The following is a 19471-nucleotide window of genomic DNA, read 5'->3' on the forward strand; positions in this document are numbered from 1 at the left end:
ATTTACTCCAGTGAAAGTGCGACGTTGTAGCCATGCGATGCGAGCAGCTTGTGGCGGCGCGCCGTGTCGAGGTCATGCGCCACCATCTCCTGCACCATCGCTTCGAAACTGGTTGTCGGTGCCCAGCCGAGACGCTCGCGCGCACGGGTCGGGTCGCCCAGCAGGGTTTCGACCTCGGTCGGCCGGAAATATTGCGGGTCCACCGCCACGATCAGCTGTCCGACCTCGACGCCAGGCGCCTTGTCGCCACGGATGGCCGCGACCGTGCCGCGCTCCTCAACGCCCTGCCCGGTCCAGGCGATCTCGATGCCGAGCTCGCTTGCGGCGACTTCGACGAAGCGGCGCACCGAATACTGGCGCCCGGTGGCGATCACGAAGTCCTCGGGCTTGTCCTGCTGCAGCATCAGCCATTGCATGTGGACGTAGTCGCGCGCATGGCCCCAGTCGCGCAGCGCGTCGAGGTTGCCGAGGAAGAGCCGGGGCTCGAGGCCCTGGGCGATGTTGGCCAGCGCGCGCGTGATCTTGCGGGTGACGAAGGTCTCGCCGCGGCGCGGCGATTCGTGGTTGAACAGGATGCCGTTACAGGCATACATGCCGTAGGCCTCGCGGTAGTTCACGGTGATCCAGTAGGCGTACAGCTTGGCCACGGCGTAAGGACTGCGCGGATAGAAAGGGGTGGTCTCGCGCTGCGGGCTTTCCTGCACCAGGCCGTACAGCTCGGAGGTCGAGGCCTGGTAGAAACGGGTCTTCTTCTCCAGCCCCAGGAAGCGGATCGCCTCCAGCAGGCGCAGGGTGCCGATGCCGTCGACGTCGGCGGTGTATTCGGGCGATTCGAAGGACACGGCCACGTGGCTCATCGCCCCCAGGTTATAGACCTCGTCCGGCTGGACCTGCTGCAGGATGCGGGTCAGGTTGGAGGTATCGGTGAGGTCGCCGTAGTGGAGGAAGAAGCGCGGATTGTCGGCATGCGGATCCTGGTAGATGTGATCGATGCGCCCGGTATTGAACAAGGAGGCGCGGCGCTTGATGCCGTGGACCTCATACCCCTTCGCGAGCAGCAGTTCCGCCAGGTAGGAACCATCCTGGCCGGTCACGCCGGTAATCAGTGCTTTCTTCATGTTTTTCCTTACGTTTTTCCCGCGTGAAACCGGACAAAACCAGTCCCGGCAGTTGCAAACTCATCAACGATTCTACGCAGCTCGTGTGGTCGTGCAAGCAAGATGCCAATCGTGCGCGCAGCTTTTAAGTTGACCTTAAGCGAACTATTTCCAAATCGAATTTAAAGTGTTTTCACTGGTAAATAACAGCGTGTTGCGAGCAGTTAATTACTTTTCGCTCTAGCCGGTTTTCATCATCCTGCTGTTCGATGCCGCACGCAAGGCCGGGTTCAATGCGCGTTCTCGCGCGTCAGCACCACCTTCACCGTCTTGACAATGATCCACAGGTCGAGCCACAGCGACCAGTTGCGCAGGTAGTCGAGGTCGTACTGGATGCGCGCTTCCATCTTGTCGAGCGTGGCCGTTTCGCCACGCAGGCCGTTGACCTGGGCCCAGCCGGTAATGCCCGGCCGCACCTTGTGGCGCAGCATGTAACCCTTGATCAGCTTGCGATACTGCTCGTTGTGCGCAACGGCATGCGGGCGCGGCCCGACCAGGCTCATGCGCCCCTGCAGCACGTTGATGAACTGCGGCAGCTCGTCGAGCGAGGTGCGGCGCAGGAAGCCGCCGATCGGGGTCACGCGCTGGTCGTTCTTCTGCGCCTGCACCACGCTGGCGCCGTCCTCGGTCACGGTCATCGAGCGGAACTTGTAGACATAGATTTCTTCGCCGTACAACCCATAGCGGCGCTGGCGGAAGATCACCGGGCCTGGCGAGGTCAGCTTGACGGCGACGGCGATCACCAGCATCAGCGGCGCCAGCAGGAACAGGATGATGCTGCCGATCACGATATCGCAGCCGCGCTTGATCACGCTGTTCCAGCCCATGAAGGGGGTCTCGCTGATCGCGATCACCGGCATGCCGCCCACCGTGTCGAAACGCGCCTGCATCAGGTCGAACACGTAGACGTCCGGCAGGAAGTAGACCGAGGCGGTGGTGTCCTTCAGCTCGTCGATCAGCTTGCGGATGCGCGGCTGGGCCGAGATCGGCTGGCTGATGAAGATCATCTTGATGTTGTGCTTGCGCACATAGGCGCAGACGTCGGCCATGCCGCCCAGCACCGGGTGCCCGATCTGGGCCGGGCGCCGCTCGTCCTTGCGGTCCTCGAAGAAGCCGCAGACTTCCATGAACAGGTTCGGGTGGCGCTCGCACACGCGGGAGAACTTGATGCCGACGTCGTTGGCGCCGACCACCACGATCGAGCGCACCTCGCGCGAACGGTCGCGGCTGCCGGTGGCCTTGCGCACCGCCAGGTGGCTGACCAGGATGGTCACCGGCGTGGCGATGAACCAGGCCAGCAGCACGCGCTCGTCGTAGAAGTATTTCAGGCCGCTGGCCGAGCCCAGGAAGTAGAGCACGGCGATGGTCAGGCACCAGCCGAACACGGTGTCGCGCGCATAGGCCAGCATGCGGCCGCTGCGCCAGGTGCGGTAGGGATCGACGTGCTGGTAGATCGACGATGAGATGAAGAAGGCCAGGATCATCAGCACCAGCGAATATCCGGAAAACGGTTCCTGGTAATACAGCGTGGCCAGGTACAGGGTCCCCATGATGATCAGGGGATCGAGCACGCGCTGGAAAAACGAGATGATCGGGATATCGTTAACCGTCATAAGTCACTTCTTGATACCGCGGCACTTCAGAACAGCACGTTCGCGTTCACCATGACGGTGTTGGCGTCGAATTTGCCCAGGTTCAGCGTCTGCGAACCGCTGCGCGACTGGTGCTGCCACCCGGCCGAGACCGCGATCTTGCGCTTGACCTGCCAGGTGGCGCGCAGGCTCGCCGTGCGCAGCGAGTCGTCCAGGTCGCGCAGGCCGGCGGCGGCGACCGAGCGCGGGTTGTAGGCCCGCTGTTCGTAGGCGGCGTTGGCATCGACCTTGATCTTGCCGGTGGCCTGCCAGGTGGCGCCGATGCTGGCGCCGCGGTTCAGGGTATAGCTGACGATGGTGCTCTCGATCGGGGCGAATTCGCGCCATACCGAAGCGTTGTAGGTCACCTTGCCGCGCGGCTGGTAGTAGGCGTTCAGGCGGCCGTTGAAGCCGCTGGTCGTACCCTCGCCAAAGGACGGCTGCTCGCGGCGCACGTAGCCGGCCAGCGCCTGCACCGTGGTCGAGCCGGTGGCGTACCAGTTGACCCTCACCTTCAGTTCGTCCTGGGTGAAGTCGTCCACCAGCACCCCGGTGGTGGCGGGACGGCGGAACGGATACTCGCCCTTGACGCGGCGCGCCACCAGGCCCACCGAGCTGCCGCTACGCGGGCGGTACAGCAGTTCCGCCTCGGCAGCCTTCTCGGTGCGGTTGTTGAAGCGCTGGCGCAGCAGCTCGTATTCGTAGCGCTCGCGCGTGAAGCCGGCCCGCACTTTCCAGCTCGGGTGCAGCTTCCAGCCGGCGTCGAACCATTGGCGGCGGCGCTCGCGCACGTTGCGCTCGTCGCTGAAGAAGTCGGTGTAGGACGCCAGGGTGCGGTCGTAGAGCGTGCCGGCCTGCCCTTCGAACTTGTTGCCCAGCTCCCAGTACCAGGTGGCCTGCAGGTCGCGGCCGTCATAGTCGAGCTGCTTGAAATGGTCGAACTCGACCTTCGAGGCCTTGGCCACCACCGCCACGCGCTGGCGACTGATGCGCTTGTTGTACACGACCCCGGCCTCGGCCTGGCGCCAGCGGTCGCTGCGCTTGCCGCCGAAGGCGGGCCGGTTGTCCGGCACCCGCAGCAGGTTGTCGTCGTAGCCCCAGCCGATGCCGCCGTAGAGCTTGAGGCCTTCTTCCTGCTGCGGACTGGCCTGTGCCATCGCATGATGGGATGGGAGGAGGAAGATTGCGCCGACCAGGAAGGCGAGTGGACGCAGGGTGAGTGGGCGAGAATGCATCATGTTGTTTGTCTTTTCTGAAGTCATTGCGCTTGGATTGTTACTGGATTACCAGAAAGCCCAGTTGCCGGTGGCGACCACCCACACGCCGAGCAGGCCGTTGGTGACAGCATGGGCGATCACCGCCGACCAGAGATTGCCGTGACGCATATACAGGAGGCTGTAGGCCACGCCGGCAACGATGCCGGCCAGCCACAGGTTGTGCTCGAAGCCGAACAGGACCACCGACACCAGGAAGCCCTTGATGCCGACACGGGCCGGGGCCAATGCCTCGAAGTCGGCGGCATCGACCCAGCGCATCACGAAGGAGCGCCAGAACAGTTCTTCCATGACGGGCACGACCAGCGCAGCGCCGGCGATGCGGATCAGGATCAGTACCCAGTCGAGCTCGCCGTTAGTACGCGGGTCGTAGCCGGGGCTCGAGCCGACCGTCATCCAGGGCGCGTCCAGGTTGATCCAGAGAACCAGAACGAGGACGCCGGCGGCCACCGCCGCCAGCAGCCGCCCCGGGCTGGGCAGCGGCGCGCGCAGTTCGTGGTAGCGGCGCCAGAACACGGCCAGCAGCACGGCCACGACGCCGATCTGGACCGGATACAGCCAGCGCAGGTCGGCACGGGCCATGCCCGTGCGTTCGAGCATGTCACCGAGGATGATGAAGAAGATATAGGCGCCGAAAGGCAGGATCCGCGCCCAGGCGGCGCGGCTGAAGAGGGGTGCGTCGACCGATAACGCAGGGCTTGCAGTGGGAGCGGTACGGGTGTCGTTGTGCTCGGTCATGTCCTTGTATCGCAGGCGCCTGGCCTGCCTGGTTCGTTAGGCTACTCGCCCCTTGAGCGGGCTTCGATGCGCTCCCAGCGTTCGAGGGCGTCGAGCAGCAGGGTGTCGATCTCGGCGTGGCGCTCGCTCAGGCGGCGCGCATCGCCAGGATTCTGCTTATAGAAGTCGGACGAATTCAGCTGGGCCGTAATCGCGGACTGCTCATCTTCAAGAGTGGCGATCAGCTGGGGAAGTTCCTCCAGCTCGCGCTGCTCCTTGTAGCTCAACTTTACCTTTTTACCAGACCCGCTCTGTGCGGTAGATGACATTTCGCCAGCTTTGACTGCTGAGTCGGCCGGCGCGGCCGGGGTATTTGCGGCCCCCTTCGCCATAGCTGCCGCGCCCTTCGCCGCCGCGTCCTGGCTGTTTGCGCGCGTACGCTCCCAGTCAGTGTAGCCGCCGACGTATTCACGCCACATACCATTGCCTTCGGCAACAATTACCTGGGTAACGACGTTGTCGAGGAAGGTACGGTCGTGGCTCACCAGGAACACGGTGCCGGTATATTCCTCGAGCAATTCTTCCAGCAGTTCCAGGGTCTCGATGTCGAGGTCGTTGGTCGGTTCGTCGAGCACCAGGCAGTTGGCCGGCTTGGCGAACAGGCGCGCCAGCAGCAGGCGGTTGCGTTCGCCGCCCGAGAGCGACTTCACGGGAGAACGTGCGCGTTCCGGCGCGAACAGGAAGTCGTTGAGGTAGGTCATCACGTGCTTCTTCTGGCCGTTGATCTCGACCCAGTCGCTGCCCGGCGAGATGGTGTCGGCCAGGCTCGCCTCTTCATTGAGCTGGGCGCGCATCTGGTCGAAATAGGCCACGTTCAGCTTGGTGCCGAGTTTCACCGTGCCGCTGTCGGCCGTTTCTTCTCCGAGGATAATCTTCAGCAAGGTGGTCTTGCCGGCGCCGTTCGGGCCGATCAGGCCGACCTTGTCGCCACGCAGGATGGTGCCGGTGAAGTTGCTGACGATAACTTTCTCGCCGTACGACTTCGAGATGTTTTCCATGTCCGCGACGATCTTGCCCGAACGTTCGCCGGCGCCCACGTCGAGGCGGACCGTGCCCTGCTGCTCGCGGCGCGCGTTGCGCTGCAGGCGTAGCGCTTCGAGCCGGCGCACCCGCCCTTCGTCGCGGGTGCGGCGGGCCTGCACGCCCTTGCGGATCCAGACTTCTTCCTGCGCCAGGAACTTGTCGAACTTGGCATTCTCGACTTCCTCGTTGGCAAGCAGCTCGCGCTTGCGCTCCTGATAGGTCGAGAAATTGCCCGGGAAGGAAAGCAGGCGGCCGCGGTCGAGTTCGATGATGCGGGTGGCGACGTTATCGAGGAAGCTGCGGTCGTGGGTGATGAACAGGACCGAGCCGCGGTATTCGCGCAGCAGGCCTTCCAGCCACTTGATCGAGGTGAAGTCGAGGTGGTTGGTCGGTTCGTCCAGCAGCAGCACGTCCGGGGCGGACACCAGCGCCACGGCCAGCGCCACGCGCTTCTGCATGCCGCCCGACAGCGTGCCCATCTTCGCCTCGCGGTTCAGGCCGAGACGGTCGAGGGTGGTGTCGACCTTGTGCGCCAGGTTCCAGCCGTCGATGGCGTCGAGCTTGAGCTGGATCTCGTGCATGCGCTCCATCAGCGCCTCGTCATTGTCGCCGCCGAACTGCCCGGTGAGGGATTCATACTCGGCCAGCATCGCCTGCTGCTCGCCCATGCCGGCCGCCACCGCGTCGAACACGGTCATGCCGGGATCGAAGACCGGCTCCTGCTCGACGTAGGCGATCTTGACGCCCTGCTGCATGACCAGCAGGCCGTCGTCGAGCCGGGAGCGGCCCGAAATGACTTTCAGCAGCGAGGATTTGCCGGTGCCGTTGCGGCCGATCAGGCCGACGCGCTCGCCGGTCTCCAGGGAAAAGTCAGCGTGGTCGAGCAGCGCGACGTGGCCGAAGGCCAGTTGTGCGGAAGAAAGGGAAATGACAGCCATGATCCGTGAACCCGCCCGCGCCGCAAGGCGGCAGGCGCAAAATGTTGAAAGAAGCGTGCATTGTACCGACTGGCGGCACGAGCCCGCGGTTTAAGCAGTGGGCGGCTGTTCCGCCAGCCATGCTGCGAGCGCATCGGTCTCGACCGGTTTGACGAAATGGACGTCGAAACCGGCATCCGCGCTGGCACGGCGGTCCTGGGCCTGGCCGTAGCCGGTCATGGCCGCCAGCCGCACCCGCTCGAGGCCGGGAAGCTGGCGCAGGCGGCGCGCCAGTTCCATGCCGTCCATGCCGGGCAAGCCGATGTCGAGCAGGCAGACGTGCGGCATCAGCTGGCGTGCCCGGGCCAGCGCCGCGACGGCGCCGAACTCCACGCTCACCTCGTAGCCGAGCAGCTGCAGGAACATCGCCACCAGTTCCGCCGCATCGGTATTGTCGTCCACGACCAGCACCCGCAGCGTGCCGGGCGCGTGCAGCCGCTCGGCCGTGGCGCCCATTGCCGCATGCATGCCCTGCTCCGGCAGCGGCAGCGTCACGGTGAAGCTGCTGCCGCGTCCCTCGCCCTCGCTGGCCGCCTGCACCGTCCCGCCGTGCAGCTGCACCAGGCTGCGCACCAGGGCCAGGCCGATCCCGAGCCCGCCCTGGGAGCGGTCCGGACTGCGTTTGCCTTGGTGGAACAGCTCGAAGGCGCCGGCGACCAGTTCCGGCGCCATGCCGATCCCGTTGTCGCGCACCGCCAGCAGCGCGCGCCCGTCCTCGATGCCGGCCGACAGCACGATGTGGCCGCCCGCGGGCGTATAGCGGGCGGCATTGCCGAGGATGTTGGCCAGAACCTGCACCAGGCGCTTGCGGTCGCCGCGCACGACCACGCCGGCGGCCGCCGAACGGAGTTCGAGGCGGTGCGCCCTGCCCTCGATCAGCGGACGGACCTGCTCGACGGCGTCGTCGATCACCTGGGCCAGCGGCACCGTGTCATGCTCGAGCGTCACCAGTCCGCGGGTGACGCGCGAGACGTCCATCAGGTCGTCGATCAGGCCGGTCATATGGGCGGTCTGGCGCGAGATGACGGCGCCCACCTGGCGTACCCGCGCCGGGTCCTGGGCCGCCATCGCCAGCAGCGAGGCCGCGGTCGCGATCGGGGCCAGCGGATTGCGCAGCTCGTGCGCCAGCATCGCCAGGAACTCGTCCTTGCGGCGGTCGGCGTCCTGCAGCGCCTCGTGCGCCAGCTTCTGCTCGTGGATGTCGGTGCAGGTGCCCATCCAGCGCACGATCGTCCCGTCCTCGCCGCGCACCGGCAACGCGCGCCCGAGCACCCAGCGGTAGCGGCCGGAATGGTGGCGCAGGCGGTATTCGATCTCGTAGGGATCGCCCGTTTCCAGCGAGCGGCGCCATTTTTCCCAGGCTTGCGGCTGGTCGTCCGGATGGAACAGGCCGTTCCAGCCGTCGCCGTCGGTCGAGCCGTAGGGCACGCCGGTGAAGGCATACCACTGGTCGTTGTAGTAGTCGTGGAAGCCGTCCGGCCGGGTCGACCAGACCGCCTGCGGCATGGCGTTGGCGATCACCCGGAAGCGCGCCTCGCTGTTCCGCAGCCCGTCTTCGGCCTCCTTGCGGGCAGTCACATCGAGCGCGACGCCGGCCAGCCATTCCGCCTGGCCGTCCGCACCGACGTTGACCTTGCCGCGCGCCTCGACATGCCGCCAGGCGCCGTCCGCGCCGCGCACGCGGTAGCTGTCGCTGAACGCCGCGCCGGTCTCCAGCGCATGCGCGATATGCGCCTGCACCCGCGCCGCGTCGTCCGGATGAATCACCGCCAGGTAGGCCTCGATCGGCCCGCCCTCGGCATCCCGGACCGAGACGCCGTACAGGCGGGCCAGGTTGGCGTCGGCGACCACCCGGTTCGCGCGGATATTCCAGTTCCAGGTGCCGATCTCGGCCGCGCCGAGCGCGCCTTCGAGCCGCAGCCGGGCGTCGTGCAGCGCCGCCTCGCTGCGCTGCCAGGCGTCGACGCCGGTGGTCTCGGCCACCACGCAGGCGAAGCCGCGCACCCTGCCGTCCAGGCGCCGCAGCGGCGAATACGTGAACGAGAAGCGGGCCTGTTCCTCGACGCCGTTGCGGGTGACGGTGAACGGCGCGTCGTCGAACCTGGCGGGCCGGCCGGCCATGGCCTGGGCGACCGCGGACGCCACCGCCGGATAGGCTTCCGGCCAGACCTCGGCGAAGGGAAGCCCGAGCGCGGCCGGATGGCGCCGGCCGAGGATCGGTATGTAGGCATCGTTATACAGGAAGGTCTCGCCCTCGCCCCAGACGATGAAGGTCGGCAGCGCCGCGTCGAGCATCTGGCGCACCGCGTATTGCAGGGCCGGTTCCCAGCCGGCGGGTGCGCCGCAGGCCGTGCCATCCCAGCCGAGCGACGCCATCAGGGCCTCGACAGGGCCGGACTGGTCTGGGCAAGCGGGAGCAAGAAGAAACATCGTGGTCCTGGGGAGAGCTGGCGCAGCGGCCGACAGACAGAAACGATGGTGTCGCCAGCAGGAATCGAACCTGCATCTAAGTCTTAGGAGGACCTTGTACTATCCATTGTACTATGGCGACACATCCGCAAGGGCGTGGAACAGCCCTCGTGCAGTCCTCTATTGTACCAGCGGTCTTGCCAAAGCAGAACTACCGCGACGCATGCGCTGTTCCGACAGGCGCTAAGCCCAGGCCGCCGCGTCGATCTCGGCCGCTCCATGGAACGCGGGCCGGCCGAACAGGTAACCCTGCATCAGTTCGACACCCTCGCCGGCCAGCCAGTCGCGCTCGGCCGGGGTCTCGACACCTTCCGCCAGCACCCGCACCGACAGTGCGGCGCACATCGTCATCACCCCCTTCACCACCGCCTGGCGCGCCCGGTCGCCGTCGATGCCGCGCACCAGCGCCATGTCGAGCTTGACGACATCCGGCTGGAAGGCCGACAGCAGGTCGAGGCCCGCATAGCCGGTACCGAAATCGTCGATCGCGGTGGAGAAGCCGTAGCGGCGGTATTCGCGGAAGATGTGGACCAGGTGGGGCCGGTCGCGTACCCGTTCGCCTTCGGTGACTTCGAAGATGATGTTCTCGAGCGGGAAGCCGGCCTCGGTAGCGGCCGCGAAGGTCCGCTGGATGCAGGTCGCGGGATGGACCACTGCGTTGGGGAGGAAATTGATCGACAACCTGCCGGGCAGGCCGAGGCGCGCCGCGCCGCGGATCGCCTCGATGCGGCAGGCCTGGTCGAAGGCGTAGCGGTTGTCCTCGTTGACGAGGGACAGGACCGACCAGGCGCCTTCGCCGCGCGGACCGCGCACCAGCGCTTCGTGCGCCCAGATGCTGCGCCGCCTCAGGTCGACGATCGGCTGGTAGGCGAAGCTGACCCCGAAACCCAGGCCGAGCTGATTGCTGCAGCGGGCACAGGTACGGAGTTCCGGCGGCACTTCCGGTGGTGTCAGGCTCATGGATCCCCCTCGGCGGATTCAGCCATTATCCTCGGCCATGGGAGCCGGGTCGCACGATTGCAACCAGCAGTTGCGGCGGCTCGTCGACCGGCCGCCGCTAGCGCTCCTCGTCGACCCTGAGCCGCTCCTTCATCGACGCCAGCAGCGCGATCAGGCTGGCCTTGTCCTCGGCCGGGATATCGGCCAGCATCTCGTCGATCCAGCGTTCGTGCACCGCCGCCATCTCGGCGAAGGCGCTGCGTCCGGCCGGCGTCAGCCGCACCGCCCAGGCACGGCGGTCGTTGGGGTCGGGCACCCGCACGACCAGCCCTTCACGCTCGAGCTGGTCGGTGATGCCGGTGACGTTGCCGCCGGTAACCATCATGCGCTTGGACAGCTCGCCCATGCGCAGGCCGTCGGGATGGCGCTCGAGCTGGGCCATCAAGTCGAAGCGCGGCAGCGTGATGCCGAAGCCGGCGCGCAGCCGGGTGCGGATCTCGTTCTCGATGCGCACGGTGCAGGACAGCATGCGCAGCCACAGCTTGAGCGACTGGTGGTGCTCCTGGCGCAGGCGGCTGGCCAGGTCGAGCTCGTGGTCCTCGAAATCCGACATGTTTTCCTCAGACCGCATCCATGCGTAATTTAAACCGCTGCAGTTTACCGGTTTCGGTGCGCGGCAGCTGTTCGCGAAAGCGCACCACGCGCGGATACTTGTAGGGCGCGATCTGGGCCTTGACGAATTCCTGCAGCAGCGCGGCCGTCTCGCAGCTGGGGTCGACGCCCGGCTTGAGCACGACATGGGCCTCGACCACCTGCCCGCGCTCCTCGTCGGGGCGCCCCACCACGCCGCACTCGGCCACCGCCGGATGGTGCAGCAGCACGTCCTCGACTTCGGCGCCGGCGATGTTGTAGCCGGCCGAGATGATCATGTCGTCCAGCCGCGAACGGTAATAGAAATAGCCGTCGGCATCCATCTCGTAGGCGTCGCCGGTGATGTTCCAGCCGCCCTGCACGTAGTTGCGCTGGCGCGGGTCGTCCAGGTAGCGGCAGCCGGTCGGGCCCTTCACGGCCAGGCGCCCGATCACGCCCGGCCCCACCGGCTGCCCGTTCTCGTCGAGGATGCAGGCCTGGTAGCCCGGCACCGGCTTGCCGGTCGCGCCGGGGCGCACCTCGCCGCCGGCGGCGGAGATGAAGATGTGCAGCATCTCGGTGGCGCCGATCCCGTCGATCATGTCGAGGCCGGTCGCCTCCTTCCAGGCTTCGCGCGTCGCCACCGGCAGCGCCTCGCCGGCCGACACCGTGCGCGTGAGGCTGCGCAAGTCGAAGCGTAGGGCCAGCTGGGCCATCTGGCGGTAGAAGGTGGGCGCGGTGAAGCAGACCGTGGCGCGGTGTTCCTGGATCGCCGCCAGCAGGCTTTCCGGCGTCAGCTTTTCGCAGAGCACGGCGCCGGCGCCCACCCGCAGCGGGAACAGCAGCAGCCCGCCCAGGCCGAAGGTGAAGGCCAGCGGCGGCGTGCCGATGAAGACGTCGTCGCCGCGCGAGCGCAGCGTATGGCGCGGGAAGCAGTCGCAGATCGCCAGCAGGTCGCGGTGGAAGTGCATGGTCCCCTTGGGCACGCCGGTGGTGCCCGACGTGAAGCTGATCAGGCAGACGTCGTCGGCCGCCGTGTCGGGCGCGCTGAAGGCCGCGTCGTGCGCCGCCATGCGCACTTCGAGAGACTCGGGCGCATCCGGCGCGGCGTCGAACAGCAGCAGCGGCAGGCCGCCCGGCTCCATCGCATCGACCTCGGCGCGCAGCGCGGCCGCGCACAGGATGGCATCGACGCGGGCGCGGCCGGCGATGGTGCCCAGCTCGCGGGCGCGCAGCAGCGGCATGGTCGGCACCGCGATGCAGCCGGCCTTGATCACGGCCAGGATGCAGGCCGCCATCATCGGACAATTGGCGCCGCGCAGCAGCACCCGGCTGCCGGTCGCGAGCTGGAGGTCTTGACGCAGCACGTGGGCGATGCGGTCGACCCGGGCGCGCAGCGCGGCGTAGCTGAGGCGCTCGCGGCTGCCGATCAGCGCGGTGCGCTCGTCCCAGCCGCGCAGGCTGGCCGTGTCGAGCAGCTCGGCCACGCAATTGAGGCGCGGCGGGTACTGCAGTTCAGGCAGGTCGAAGCGGAATTCGGGCCATTCTTCGAACGGCGGCAGATTGGCGCGGGCAAAGCCGTCGGCGTAGCCGGACGGCGCAAGTGCTGCGGAAACGTCGGTCATGTCGGGTCCCTGGTGAAATTCCGGCAACATCAAGGCTTACTTTAAATCTAAAGTAATTTGCCAGCAAGTGAAATTGGGACCCGCTTGCGCGCATCGTCGACAACTACAGCCGGCGCGCCACCGCCGCGCGCGCATGCGCCAGCGCCGTACCGATGGCGGCGGCATCCTTGCCTGCCGCGACGGCACGCAGCCGCGCCGCGCTGTCCATCAGCCCGAGCGTGGCGCAGCCTTCGGCCAGGCGCTGCAGGCGCGCCTCGCGCTCCGGCGCGGCGTCGGATCCGGAGAAGGACGCGGCTTCCTCGAGCTGGCGCTGCAGGCCGCCGAGGTAGAGCAGCAGCCGCTCGGGCGCGATGCCGAGACGCTGCGCCACCGCCGCCGGGTCTTCGTCGAGCGGCGCCAGGCGCGCGAGCTGGGCCCGCACCTGCCCCGCGGCGAAGGGCTTGACGATGTAGCCGTCGGCGCCGAGGCGCCCGGCCTCGGCCAGGGTATCGGCATCGGAAGCCGCCGACACCAGCACGAAGGGCAGCGCGGCCAGCTCCGCGCTGGCGCGCACCCGCGCCAGCAGTTCCATGCCGCCCAGCGTCGGCATGCGCAGGTCGCAGAACACGATGCCGGGACGCAGGCCGTCCGCCAGCAGGCGCCAGGCGTCCTCGCCGTCTTCGGCCTCCAGGACCTCGTATTCCCCGCAGCTGTCGACCAGATGCATCAGCATCATGCGCGCCACCACGTCGTCATCCACCGCCAGCACCTTCATGTCACTTTTTGCCCTTTTTACAAGTGTGTTGGCGCCATCTTACTAGGGAAGGCGAGCTGCGGCGAGCACGGAAATGCTCAGGAAGGCTGGAAGGCGGCCAGGTGCACGCCCAGGCGCGCGACACCGGCCAGCAGGCGTTCGCGCTCGCCGGCGTCGGCGGCGGCTTCCAGCTCGGCGCACAGCTGGCCGAGCGCAGCCTCGCCCAGGTAGGCGGCGCTGCCGCGCAGGCCGTGCAGCACCCTGCCGGCCGCGTCCAGGTCGTCGGCCTGCAGGGCCGCCTCGAGTTCGGCGCGGCGGCGCGGCAGGTCGGCCGCGAAAGCGGCGCGCAGGCGCACGGCCAGGTCGTCGGCGCGCCGGCCCGGATTCGCCGGCTCCGCCACGCTGGCCGGCAGCAAAGCGGGCACCACCCCGAACATCGCATCCAGCGCGGCCAGCGGCGACGCCGCCTGCGCCAGCCCCCCCGCCCCTGGCGGCATCGGCGGCAGCGCGATCCCGCGCGCCAGCTGGCGCTCGATGGCGCGCGAGACCTGCTGGTGCAGCGCGTCCTCGTCGATCGGCTTGGTCAGGAAGGCGTCCATGCCGCAGGCCAGGTAGCGCGCCCGGTCGTCGCCGCTGACGTTGGCGGTCAGGGCCACGATCATCAGGTGCTGGTCGAGCACGCGCGCATCCGGCGTGCCGCCGGCGCGGATGATCCGCGTCGCGGTGGCGCCGTCCATCTCGGGCATGCGCCCGTCCATCAGGATCAGGTCATAGCGCGTGCGCGCGCACATCTGCACCGCCTGGGCGCCGTTGTCGGCGATGTCGATCTGGTGGCCCATGTCTTCGATCATGGTGCGGGCGATGATCTGGTTGGTCGGGAAGTCCTCGGCGCACAGCACGCGCAGGCGGTGGGTGTGCGGTACGCGCGGCGCCTGTTCCACGTGCGGCGGCTCGACGCCGTCGGCCAGCGGCAGCAGCACGCTGAAGGTGCTGCCCTTGCCCTCGGCGCTGTTGACGCCGATGCTGCCGCCCATCAGGGCCACCAGCTGGCGGCAGATCGCCAGCCCCAGGCCGGTGCCGCCGTAGCGCCGCGTGGTGGTGGTGTCGGCCTGCTCGAATTTCTGGAACAGGCGCGGCAGCGCGTCGGCCGGGATGCCGATGCCGGTGTCGCGCACCGTGAAGCGCAGCATGTGCCAGCCCTCGCCGCGCACCTGGTCGTCCTCGCGCAGCTCGACCCCGAGGTAGATGGAACCGGAGCGGGTGAACTTGAAGGCGTTTCCGACCAGGTTGACCAGCACCTGGCGCAGGCGGGTCGGGTCGCCCACCACGAAGCGCGGCAAGGCCGGGTCGAAGGTCACGTCGAAGCCGACGCTCTTGCCGGCCGCCTGTTCCTCGAACAGGCTGGCCACGCTGCGGATCATGGCGTGCAGGTCGAAGTCGATGTTCTCGATGCTCAGCTTGCCCGCCTCGATCTTGGAGAAGTCGAGCAGGTCGTTGATGATCGCCAGCAGGGCCTGGGCATTGCCCTGGCCGCGCTCGATCTGTTCGCGCGTGGTCTCGCGCAGCAGCGGGTCGCGCAGCGCGAAACCGAGCATGCCGATCACGCCCGCCAGCGGGGTGCGCATCTCGTGGCTCATATTGGCCAGGAATTCGGACTTCTGGCGCGTCGCGTCCTCGGCGCGCTGCTTGGCCTGGCGCAGGAATTCCTCGTTCTCCTGCAGCGCGCGGTAGGCGCGTGCCAGCTCGTTGGACTGCTGGCGCACGCGCTGCTCCTGGTCGCGCAGTTCCTGGGTCTGGCGCTCGAGCATGCGGTTCTGCTGCTCGACCTGTTCGGTGCGCGCACCGACCTGGCGCGCCAGCTGCTCCTTCTGGCGCCGCAGTCCCGACATGCGCATGCGTACCCCGGTGTAGCCGAGCGTCACCAGCAGCAGCACGGCGATGGCGCGGAACCAGGGCGTGCCCCACGGCGGCGGCTCGATCGTGATCGCCAGCGCCGCCACCTGCTCGCTCCAGACGCCGTCCTTGTTGGCCGCGCGCAGGCGGAACACGTAGGTGCCGGGGTCGAGGTTGGTGTAGGTGGCAAAACGCTTGCTCGCATCGCCCTGCACCCAGTCGCGATCGAAGCCGTCGAGGCGGTAGGCGAAGCGGTTGCGCCCGGGCGCGGCGAAGTGCAGGGCCGAGAATTCCAGCGAGAACACCGAGGCGTCGGCCGGCAGCGTCACTGTCTCGGCATGCTCGATCGGCCCCTTGAGCAGGCCGGGCAGCGCCTCGTCGACCGGTTTGTTGAAGATGGTCAGGCCGGTGATGACGGGACGCGGCGCCACCCGGTTGTCGCGGATCGCGCGCGGGTCGAAGGCGGTGATGCCGTTGAAGCCGCCGAAGTACAGGACGCCGTCGGCGCCGCGCACCGCCGAGGAGTCGAAGAAGGCGCCTTCGGTGAGGCCGTCGGCGGCGGTGTAGTTGCGCCAGCGCCCCGACTCCGGGTCGAGGCGGGAGATGCCGCTGGTGGTGCTGACCCACAGGTGGCCGTCGTCGTCTTCCAGGATGGCGGCCAGCGCGTCGTCCAGCAGCCCTTCGCGCGTGGTGTAGCGTACGAAGCTCACCGAACCGTCGCCGGCCGTGACCATGCGGTTCAGGCCCACCGCCGTGCCGACCCAGACGTCGCCGCGGCTGTCCTCGAACAGGGCGTGCACCTCGTCGTGGCTCAGGCTGGCCGCGTCGTGGGGATCGTGGCGGAAGTGGCGGAAGCGCCCGCTGGCGCGGTCCATCAGGTCGAGGCCGTCGAAGGTGCCGATCCACATGCGGCCGCGCCGGTCCTGCAGCATCGGGCGCACGATGTCGTCGGCCAGGCTGGTGGACCTGGCCGGGTCGTGGCGCCAGCTCGCGATCTTGCGCGTGGCGGGATCGAGCCGGTGCAGGCCGCCGCGGGTGGCGACCCAGATGCTGGCGTCCGGCGTCGCATACAGCGCGCGCACGTTGTTGGCATCGGCGTCGCCGGGCAGCGCCAGGCGCTGGAAGCGCCGCGTCTTCGGGTCGAACGAGGTCAGGCCGGTGCGGCTGCCGATCCACAGCAGACCCTTGCGGTCGCGCGCCAGCGCCGATGCCGGCAGGCCGCCCAGGCTGTTTGGATTGCCTTCCTCATGGCGGTACACGGTGGTGGCGCCGGTGGCCGGGTCGACGTGGTTCAGGGCGGTGGCGGTGCCGACCCACAGCTTCTGTCCCGCGCCTGTCCCATCCGCGAGCAGGGCACGCGCCTTGTTGTCGGGCAGGGTGTCGGGAAAGTTCCCGCTGCGCACGATGCGGGCGAAGCCGCCGCTGCCCAGGTCCACCCGCGAGACGCCGGCGTACCAGGTGCCGACCCAGAAGGTGCCGAGACGGTCGCGGTACAGCGCCGACACCTGGTTGTCGCCCAGGCTGTGGCGGTCGGTGACGACGTGGCGGTGGCTCTCGAAGCTGTCTTCGCGGCCGCGCCAGCGCAGCAGGCCGTCGTCATGGGTGCCGATCCAGATCTCATTGGCGGCATCGCGGTACAGGGCCGTGATCCACCACGGGCCGATGCCGTCCGCCGCACCGAAGCGGCGCACCGTACCCACCTCCGGCCCCTTGAGCGCGCGCCGTTCCAGCCCGCCCAGGCGCCCGACCCACAGGCGCTGCTCGCCGTCCACCATCAGCGCATGCACCGGGTTGCTGCGCGGTCCGAGGCCGGACGCGTGGTGCTCGATCTGGGCGCGGCCGGCGGCGGCGTCGGAACCGGAACCCGTGGCGAGGCTGTCCAGTCCCCCACCGGTGCCGATCCACAGGCGTCCGCCGGCGTCCAGCGCCAGCGCATTGACGTTGTCGTCGCTCAGGCTGCGTTCGTTCCCCCGCTCGTGGTGCCAGGTGGTGAAGCGGCGCAGCACGGTGTCGAAGTGCTGCAGGCCGTCGTTGGTGCCGATCCACAGGCCGTCGCGGCCGTCGCCGACGATGGCGTTGATGTGGCGGTTGCCATTGCCGCGCCGCGCAGTCTCGTCCGGCACGAACAGGGTGAAGGACTGGGTGACGGGGTCGTACAGGTTGAGGCCGCCGTCGGTGCCCAGCCACAGCCTGCCGTGGCGGTCGAGGTGCAGCACCCGCACCCAGCTGTTCGACAGCGAGCGCGGCTTGCCCGGCACGCTGCGGTAGTTGATGACGCGGTAGCCGTCGAAGCGCGACAGACCGTTCTGGGTGCCGAACCACATGAAGCCGTCGCGGTCCTGCACCACGGCCAGCACGGTTTCCTGCGCCAGGCCTTCGGCCACCGACAGGTGCTCGAAGCGCAGCGTCGGGCGCGGCGCGGCGGCGGCGCCCGCGCACATGGCCAGCAGCAGCGCCGCGGCAAGGAGTCTGAAGAAGGCGCTCATTGCGGGAAAAACGCCAGCACGTCGTCGCGCCGGGCCAGGGTGTCGTGTTCGCCGAGGCGGATCAGCTCGCGCGTGTAGCCGCCTTCGAACAGCAGGTAGGACGCCAGCGCCGCGCCACGGGTCTCGAGCGCACCGATCCCGCCCAGCAGCGTGCGCACCGGGGCCGGCAGGCTGTGGACGTGGCGCAGCGCGATGTCGTCGAGCCGCTCGGACGGCGCGATCACCAGCAGTTCCACGCGCCGCAGCGGCAGCGCGGAGCGCGCTTCAGGCGGCACCCGTTCGAGCGTCTGGTTGACCCGTTGCAGGCGCTCGATGTCGGCCGCCAGGCTGTCGAGGAAGATCGAGGACAGCGCATGGCCGGCCACCTGCGCCAGGCTGGGGTAGCCACTGTACGGGGCGGGATCGACGGCCGGCTCCGACATGCGCCCCGCCCCCACCACCAGCACGCGGGTGGCGCCCAGGTGGATGGCCGGCGCGATCGGCGCCAGCTGGCGCATCGAGCCGTCGCCGCAGTATTCGCGCCGGCCGCCCAGGTACAGGGGCACCGCCGGGAAGATGAAGGGGATCGCGCTCGAGGCCAGCAGGTGCTCGACGCTGATCTGGGTCGCCAGCGCCAGGCGCTGGTGGCGCAGCCAGGGCGCGATCTCGCGCGCGGCCTGGTAAAAGGTGATGTGGTGGCCGCTGGAGTACGAGGAAGCGGTGATCGCCAGCGCATGCAGCACGCCGTCGGCCAGCGCGGCATCGAGGCGCGGCAGGTCGAGCGCGCGGTGCAGCAGGCCGGCCAGCGGAGTGTTGTCGAGCAGGGACTGGGGCGGCGCTGCGTGCCACTTGCGCAACAGCCAGCCGAAGGACAGCAGCGACAACCAGCGCGCGCCCGAACGCAGCACGGCGAGCGAGTCGGCACGGTAGACCTGGTGGGCGGCCACGCCTTCCCACACGCTCAGCAGGCCGCGCACGGCGCTGGTGAAGTCGTCGGCGCGGCAGGCCAGCGCGGTGGCGTTCAGCGCGCCGGCCGAGGTGCCGCAGATGATGTCGAAGGGTGAACGCAGGGCCGGACGGCCGGCATCGGCGAGAATGCGGGCGATCGCATGCATCACGCCAGCCTGATAGGCGGCGCGCGCTCCGCCGCCTGTGAGGACCAGGCCTGTTTTCTCGTTGCTGTCCACCCGCCAAGCTTAGCAAAAGTCGGGTATCTCTTGGGAAATAAATGACTGTTAGTTGGGTTTCGCCGACGCATTCCGGCTCGGACATTGCAGTCTTTGCACGACGACAAACAGATGCTTCTCCGGATACTGGTCGAATTCGAGGTGCCGGCAGACGCAGTCCGCCTCCTTCACCACCTCGAGCAGTCCCGGGATCCCGAGGGTGCTGTAATGGAGTGCGGGGCCCATCGTGGCGTCGACGTGTTCATCGGGCCGGTCCAGGCCACCCGCCGAGAAGAGCAAGACCCCGCCCGGCTCCAGCCCACGCATCAGCTTCAGCATCAGCGGACGCTGTTGTTCCAGCCGCAGGTGCCAGATGCTGTCCCAGGCCGCGATGAAACGGTAGGTGCGCGGGAGCGGCCAGACCGTGATGTCGGCCTGGTGCAGGACCACCTCCGGGTCGGCGGCACGGGCCATGTCGACCATGCGCCCGGAGACGTCGACGCCCTCGATCCGCAGGCCATGGGCGCGCATCAGCGCATTGAAACGGGTATTGCCGCCGCAACCGACGTTGAGGGCCCAGGCATCGGCCCCGGGCTCGAGAAAGGCGAGCGCCAGCCGGTGCTGGCGCATGCCGTTGGCGCCGTCGAAGACGCCGTCGCGCCAGCGTTCGGCCAGGGCGTCGTAGGCGGCGGCGACCGGCGGCGCCTCCATC

13 protein-coding genes and 1 tRNA gene are annotated in these 19471 nt (G+C 68.3%); all 14 read right to left on the reverse strand.

The window, feature by feature from the left end; translation table 11 throughout:
* Positions 1–2: 2 nt before the first annotated feature.
* Complete coding sequence (gene gmd / locus ACSQ25_RS17625) at positions 3–1118, reverse strand: GDP-mannose 4,6-dehydratase (protein WP_436106968.1); 1116 nt, start codon at positions 1116–1118, stop codon at positions 3–5.
* Between the two features lie 269 nt (positions 1119–1387).
* The gene (locus tag ACSQ25_RS17630) at positions 1388–2770 is read right to left on the reverse strand and encodes an undecaprenyl-phosphate glucose phosphotransferase (protein ID WP_436106969.1); all 1383 of its coding nucleotides are present in this window, start codon (positions 2768–2770) and stop codon (positions 1388–1390) included.
* Between the two features lie 26 nt (positions 2771–2796).
* Entirely contained in the window at positions 2797–4026 is a 1230-nt protein-coding gene (gene epsL, locus ACSQ25_RS17635; protein ID WP_436106970.1) for an XrtB/PEP-CTERM-associated polysaccharide biosynthesis outer membrane protein EpsL, read from the reverse strand.
* A 45-nt stretch (positions 4027–4071) separates the two neighbouring features.
* On the reverse strand, positions 4072–4800 hold the full coding sequence (locus ACSQ25_RS17640) for a CAAX prenyl protease-related protein (RefSeq protein ID WP_436106971.1): 729 nt from the start codon (positions 4798–4800) through the stop codon (positions 4072–4074).
* A gap of 41 nt (positions 4801–4841) precedes the next feature.
* On the reverse strand, positions 4842–6800 hold the full coding sequence (locus ACSQ25_RS17645; protein ID WP_436106972.1) for an ATP-binding cassette domain-containing protein: 1959 nt from the start codon (positions 6798–6800) through the stop codon (positions 4842–4844).
* 90 nt (positions 6801–6890) lie between these two features.
* A complete protein-coding gene (locus ACSQ25_RS17650; RefSeq protein ID WP_436106973.1) occupies positions 6891–9269 on the reverse strand; it encodes a PAS domain-containing protein in 2379 nt (792 codons plus the stop codon).
* Positions 9270–9315: 46 nt separating this feature from the next.
* Positions 9316–9390 (reverse strand) — tRNA-Arg (locus ACSQ25_RS17655).
* 101 nt (positions 9391–9491) lie between these two features.
* Positions 9492–10268: an EAL domain-containing protein gene (locus tag ACSQ25_RS17660; RefSeq protein ID WP_436106974.1), complete on the reverse strand. Its 777-nt coding sequence runs from the start codon at positions 10266–10268 to the stop codon at positions 9492–9494.
* A 97-nt stretch (positions 10269–10365) separates the two neighbouring features.
* Positions 10366–10860: a MarR family winged helix-turn-helix transcriptional regulator gene (locus tag ACSQ25_RS17665; RefSeq protein ID WP_436106975.1), complete on the reverse strand. Its 495-nt coding sequence runs from the start codon at positions 10858–10860 to the stop codon at positions 10366–10368.
* Positions 10861–10867: 7 nt separating this feature from the next.
* Positions 10868–12502, reverse strand: coding sequence for an AMP-binding protein (locus ACSQ25_RS17670; protein ID WP_436106976.1), 1635 nt, complete (start codon positions 12500–12502; stop codon positions 10868–10870).
* Between the two features lie 103 nt (positions 12503–12605).
* On the reverse strand, positions 12606–13256 hold the full coding sequence (locus tag ACSQ25_RS17675; RefSeq protein WP_436106977.1) for a response regulator: 651 nt from the start codon (positions 13254–13256) through the stop codon (positions 12606–12608).
* A 77-nt stretch (positions 13257–13333) separates the two neighbouring features.
* Positions 13334–17614 carry a two-component regulator propeller domain-containing protein gene (locus ACSQ25_RS17680; protein WP_436106978.1) on the reverse strand — a complete coding sequence of 1427 codons (4281 nt, stop codon included), beginning with the start codon at positions 17612–17614 and terminating at the stop codon, positions 13334–13336.
* Positions 17611–18756 carry a patatin-like phospholipase family protein gene (locus ACSQ25_RS17685; protein ID WP_436108099.1) on the reverse strand — a complete coding sequence of 382 codons (1146 nt, stop codon included), beginning with the start codon at positions 18754–18756 and terminating at the stop codon, positions 17611–17613. Before ACSQ25_RS17685 ends, ACSQ25_RS17680 begins: the two co-directional genes overlap by 4 nt.
* A 72-nt stretch (positions 18757–18828) precedes the next feature.
* A complete protein-coding gene (locus tag ACSQ25_RS17690; protein ID WP_436106979.1) occupies positions 18829–19470 on the reverse strand; it encodes a class I SAM-dependent DNA methyltransferase in 642 nt (213 codons plus the stop codon).
* Position 19471 lies beyond the last annotated feature (1 nt).

The sequence above is a fragment of the Massilia sp. LjRoot122 genome, from assembly GCF_964252725.1.
GTDB lineage: Bacteria > Pseudomonadota > Gammaproteobacteria > Burkholderiales > Burkholderiaceae_D > Telluria.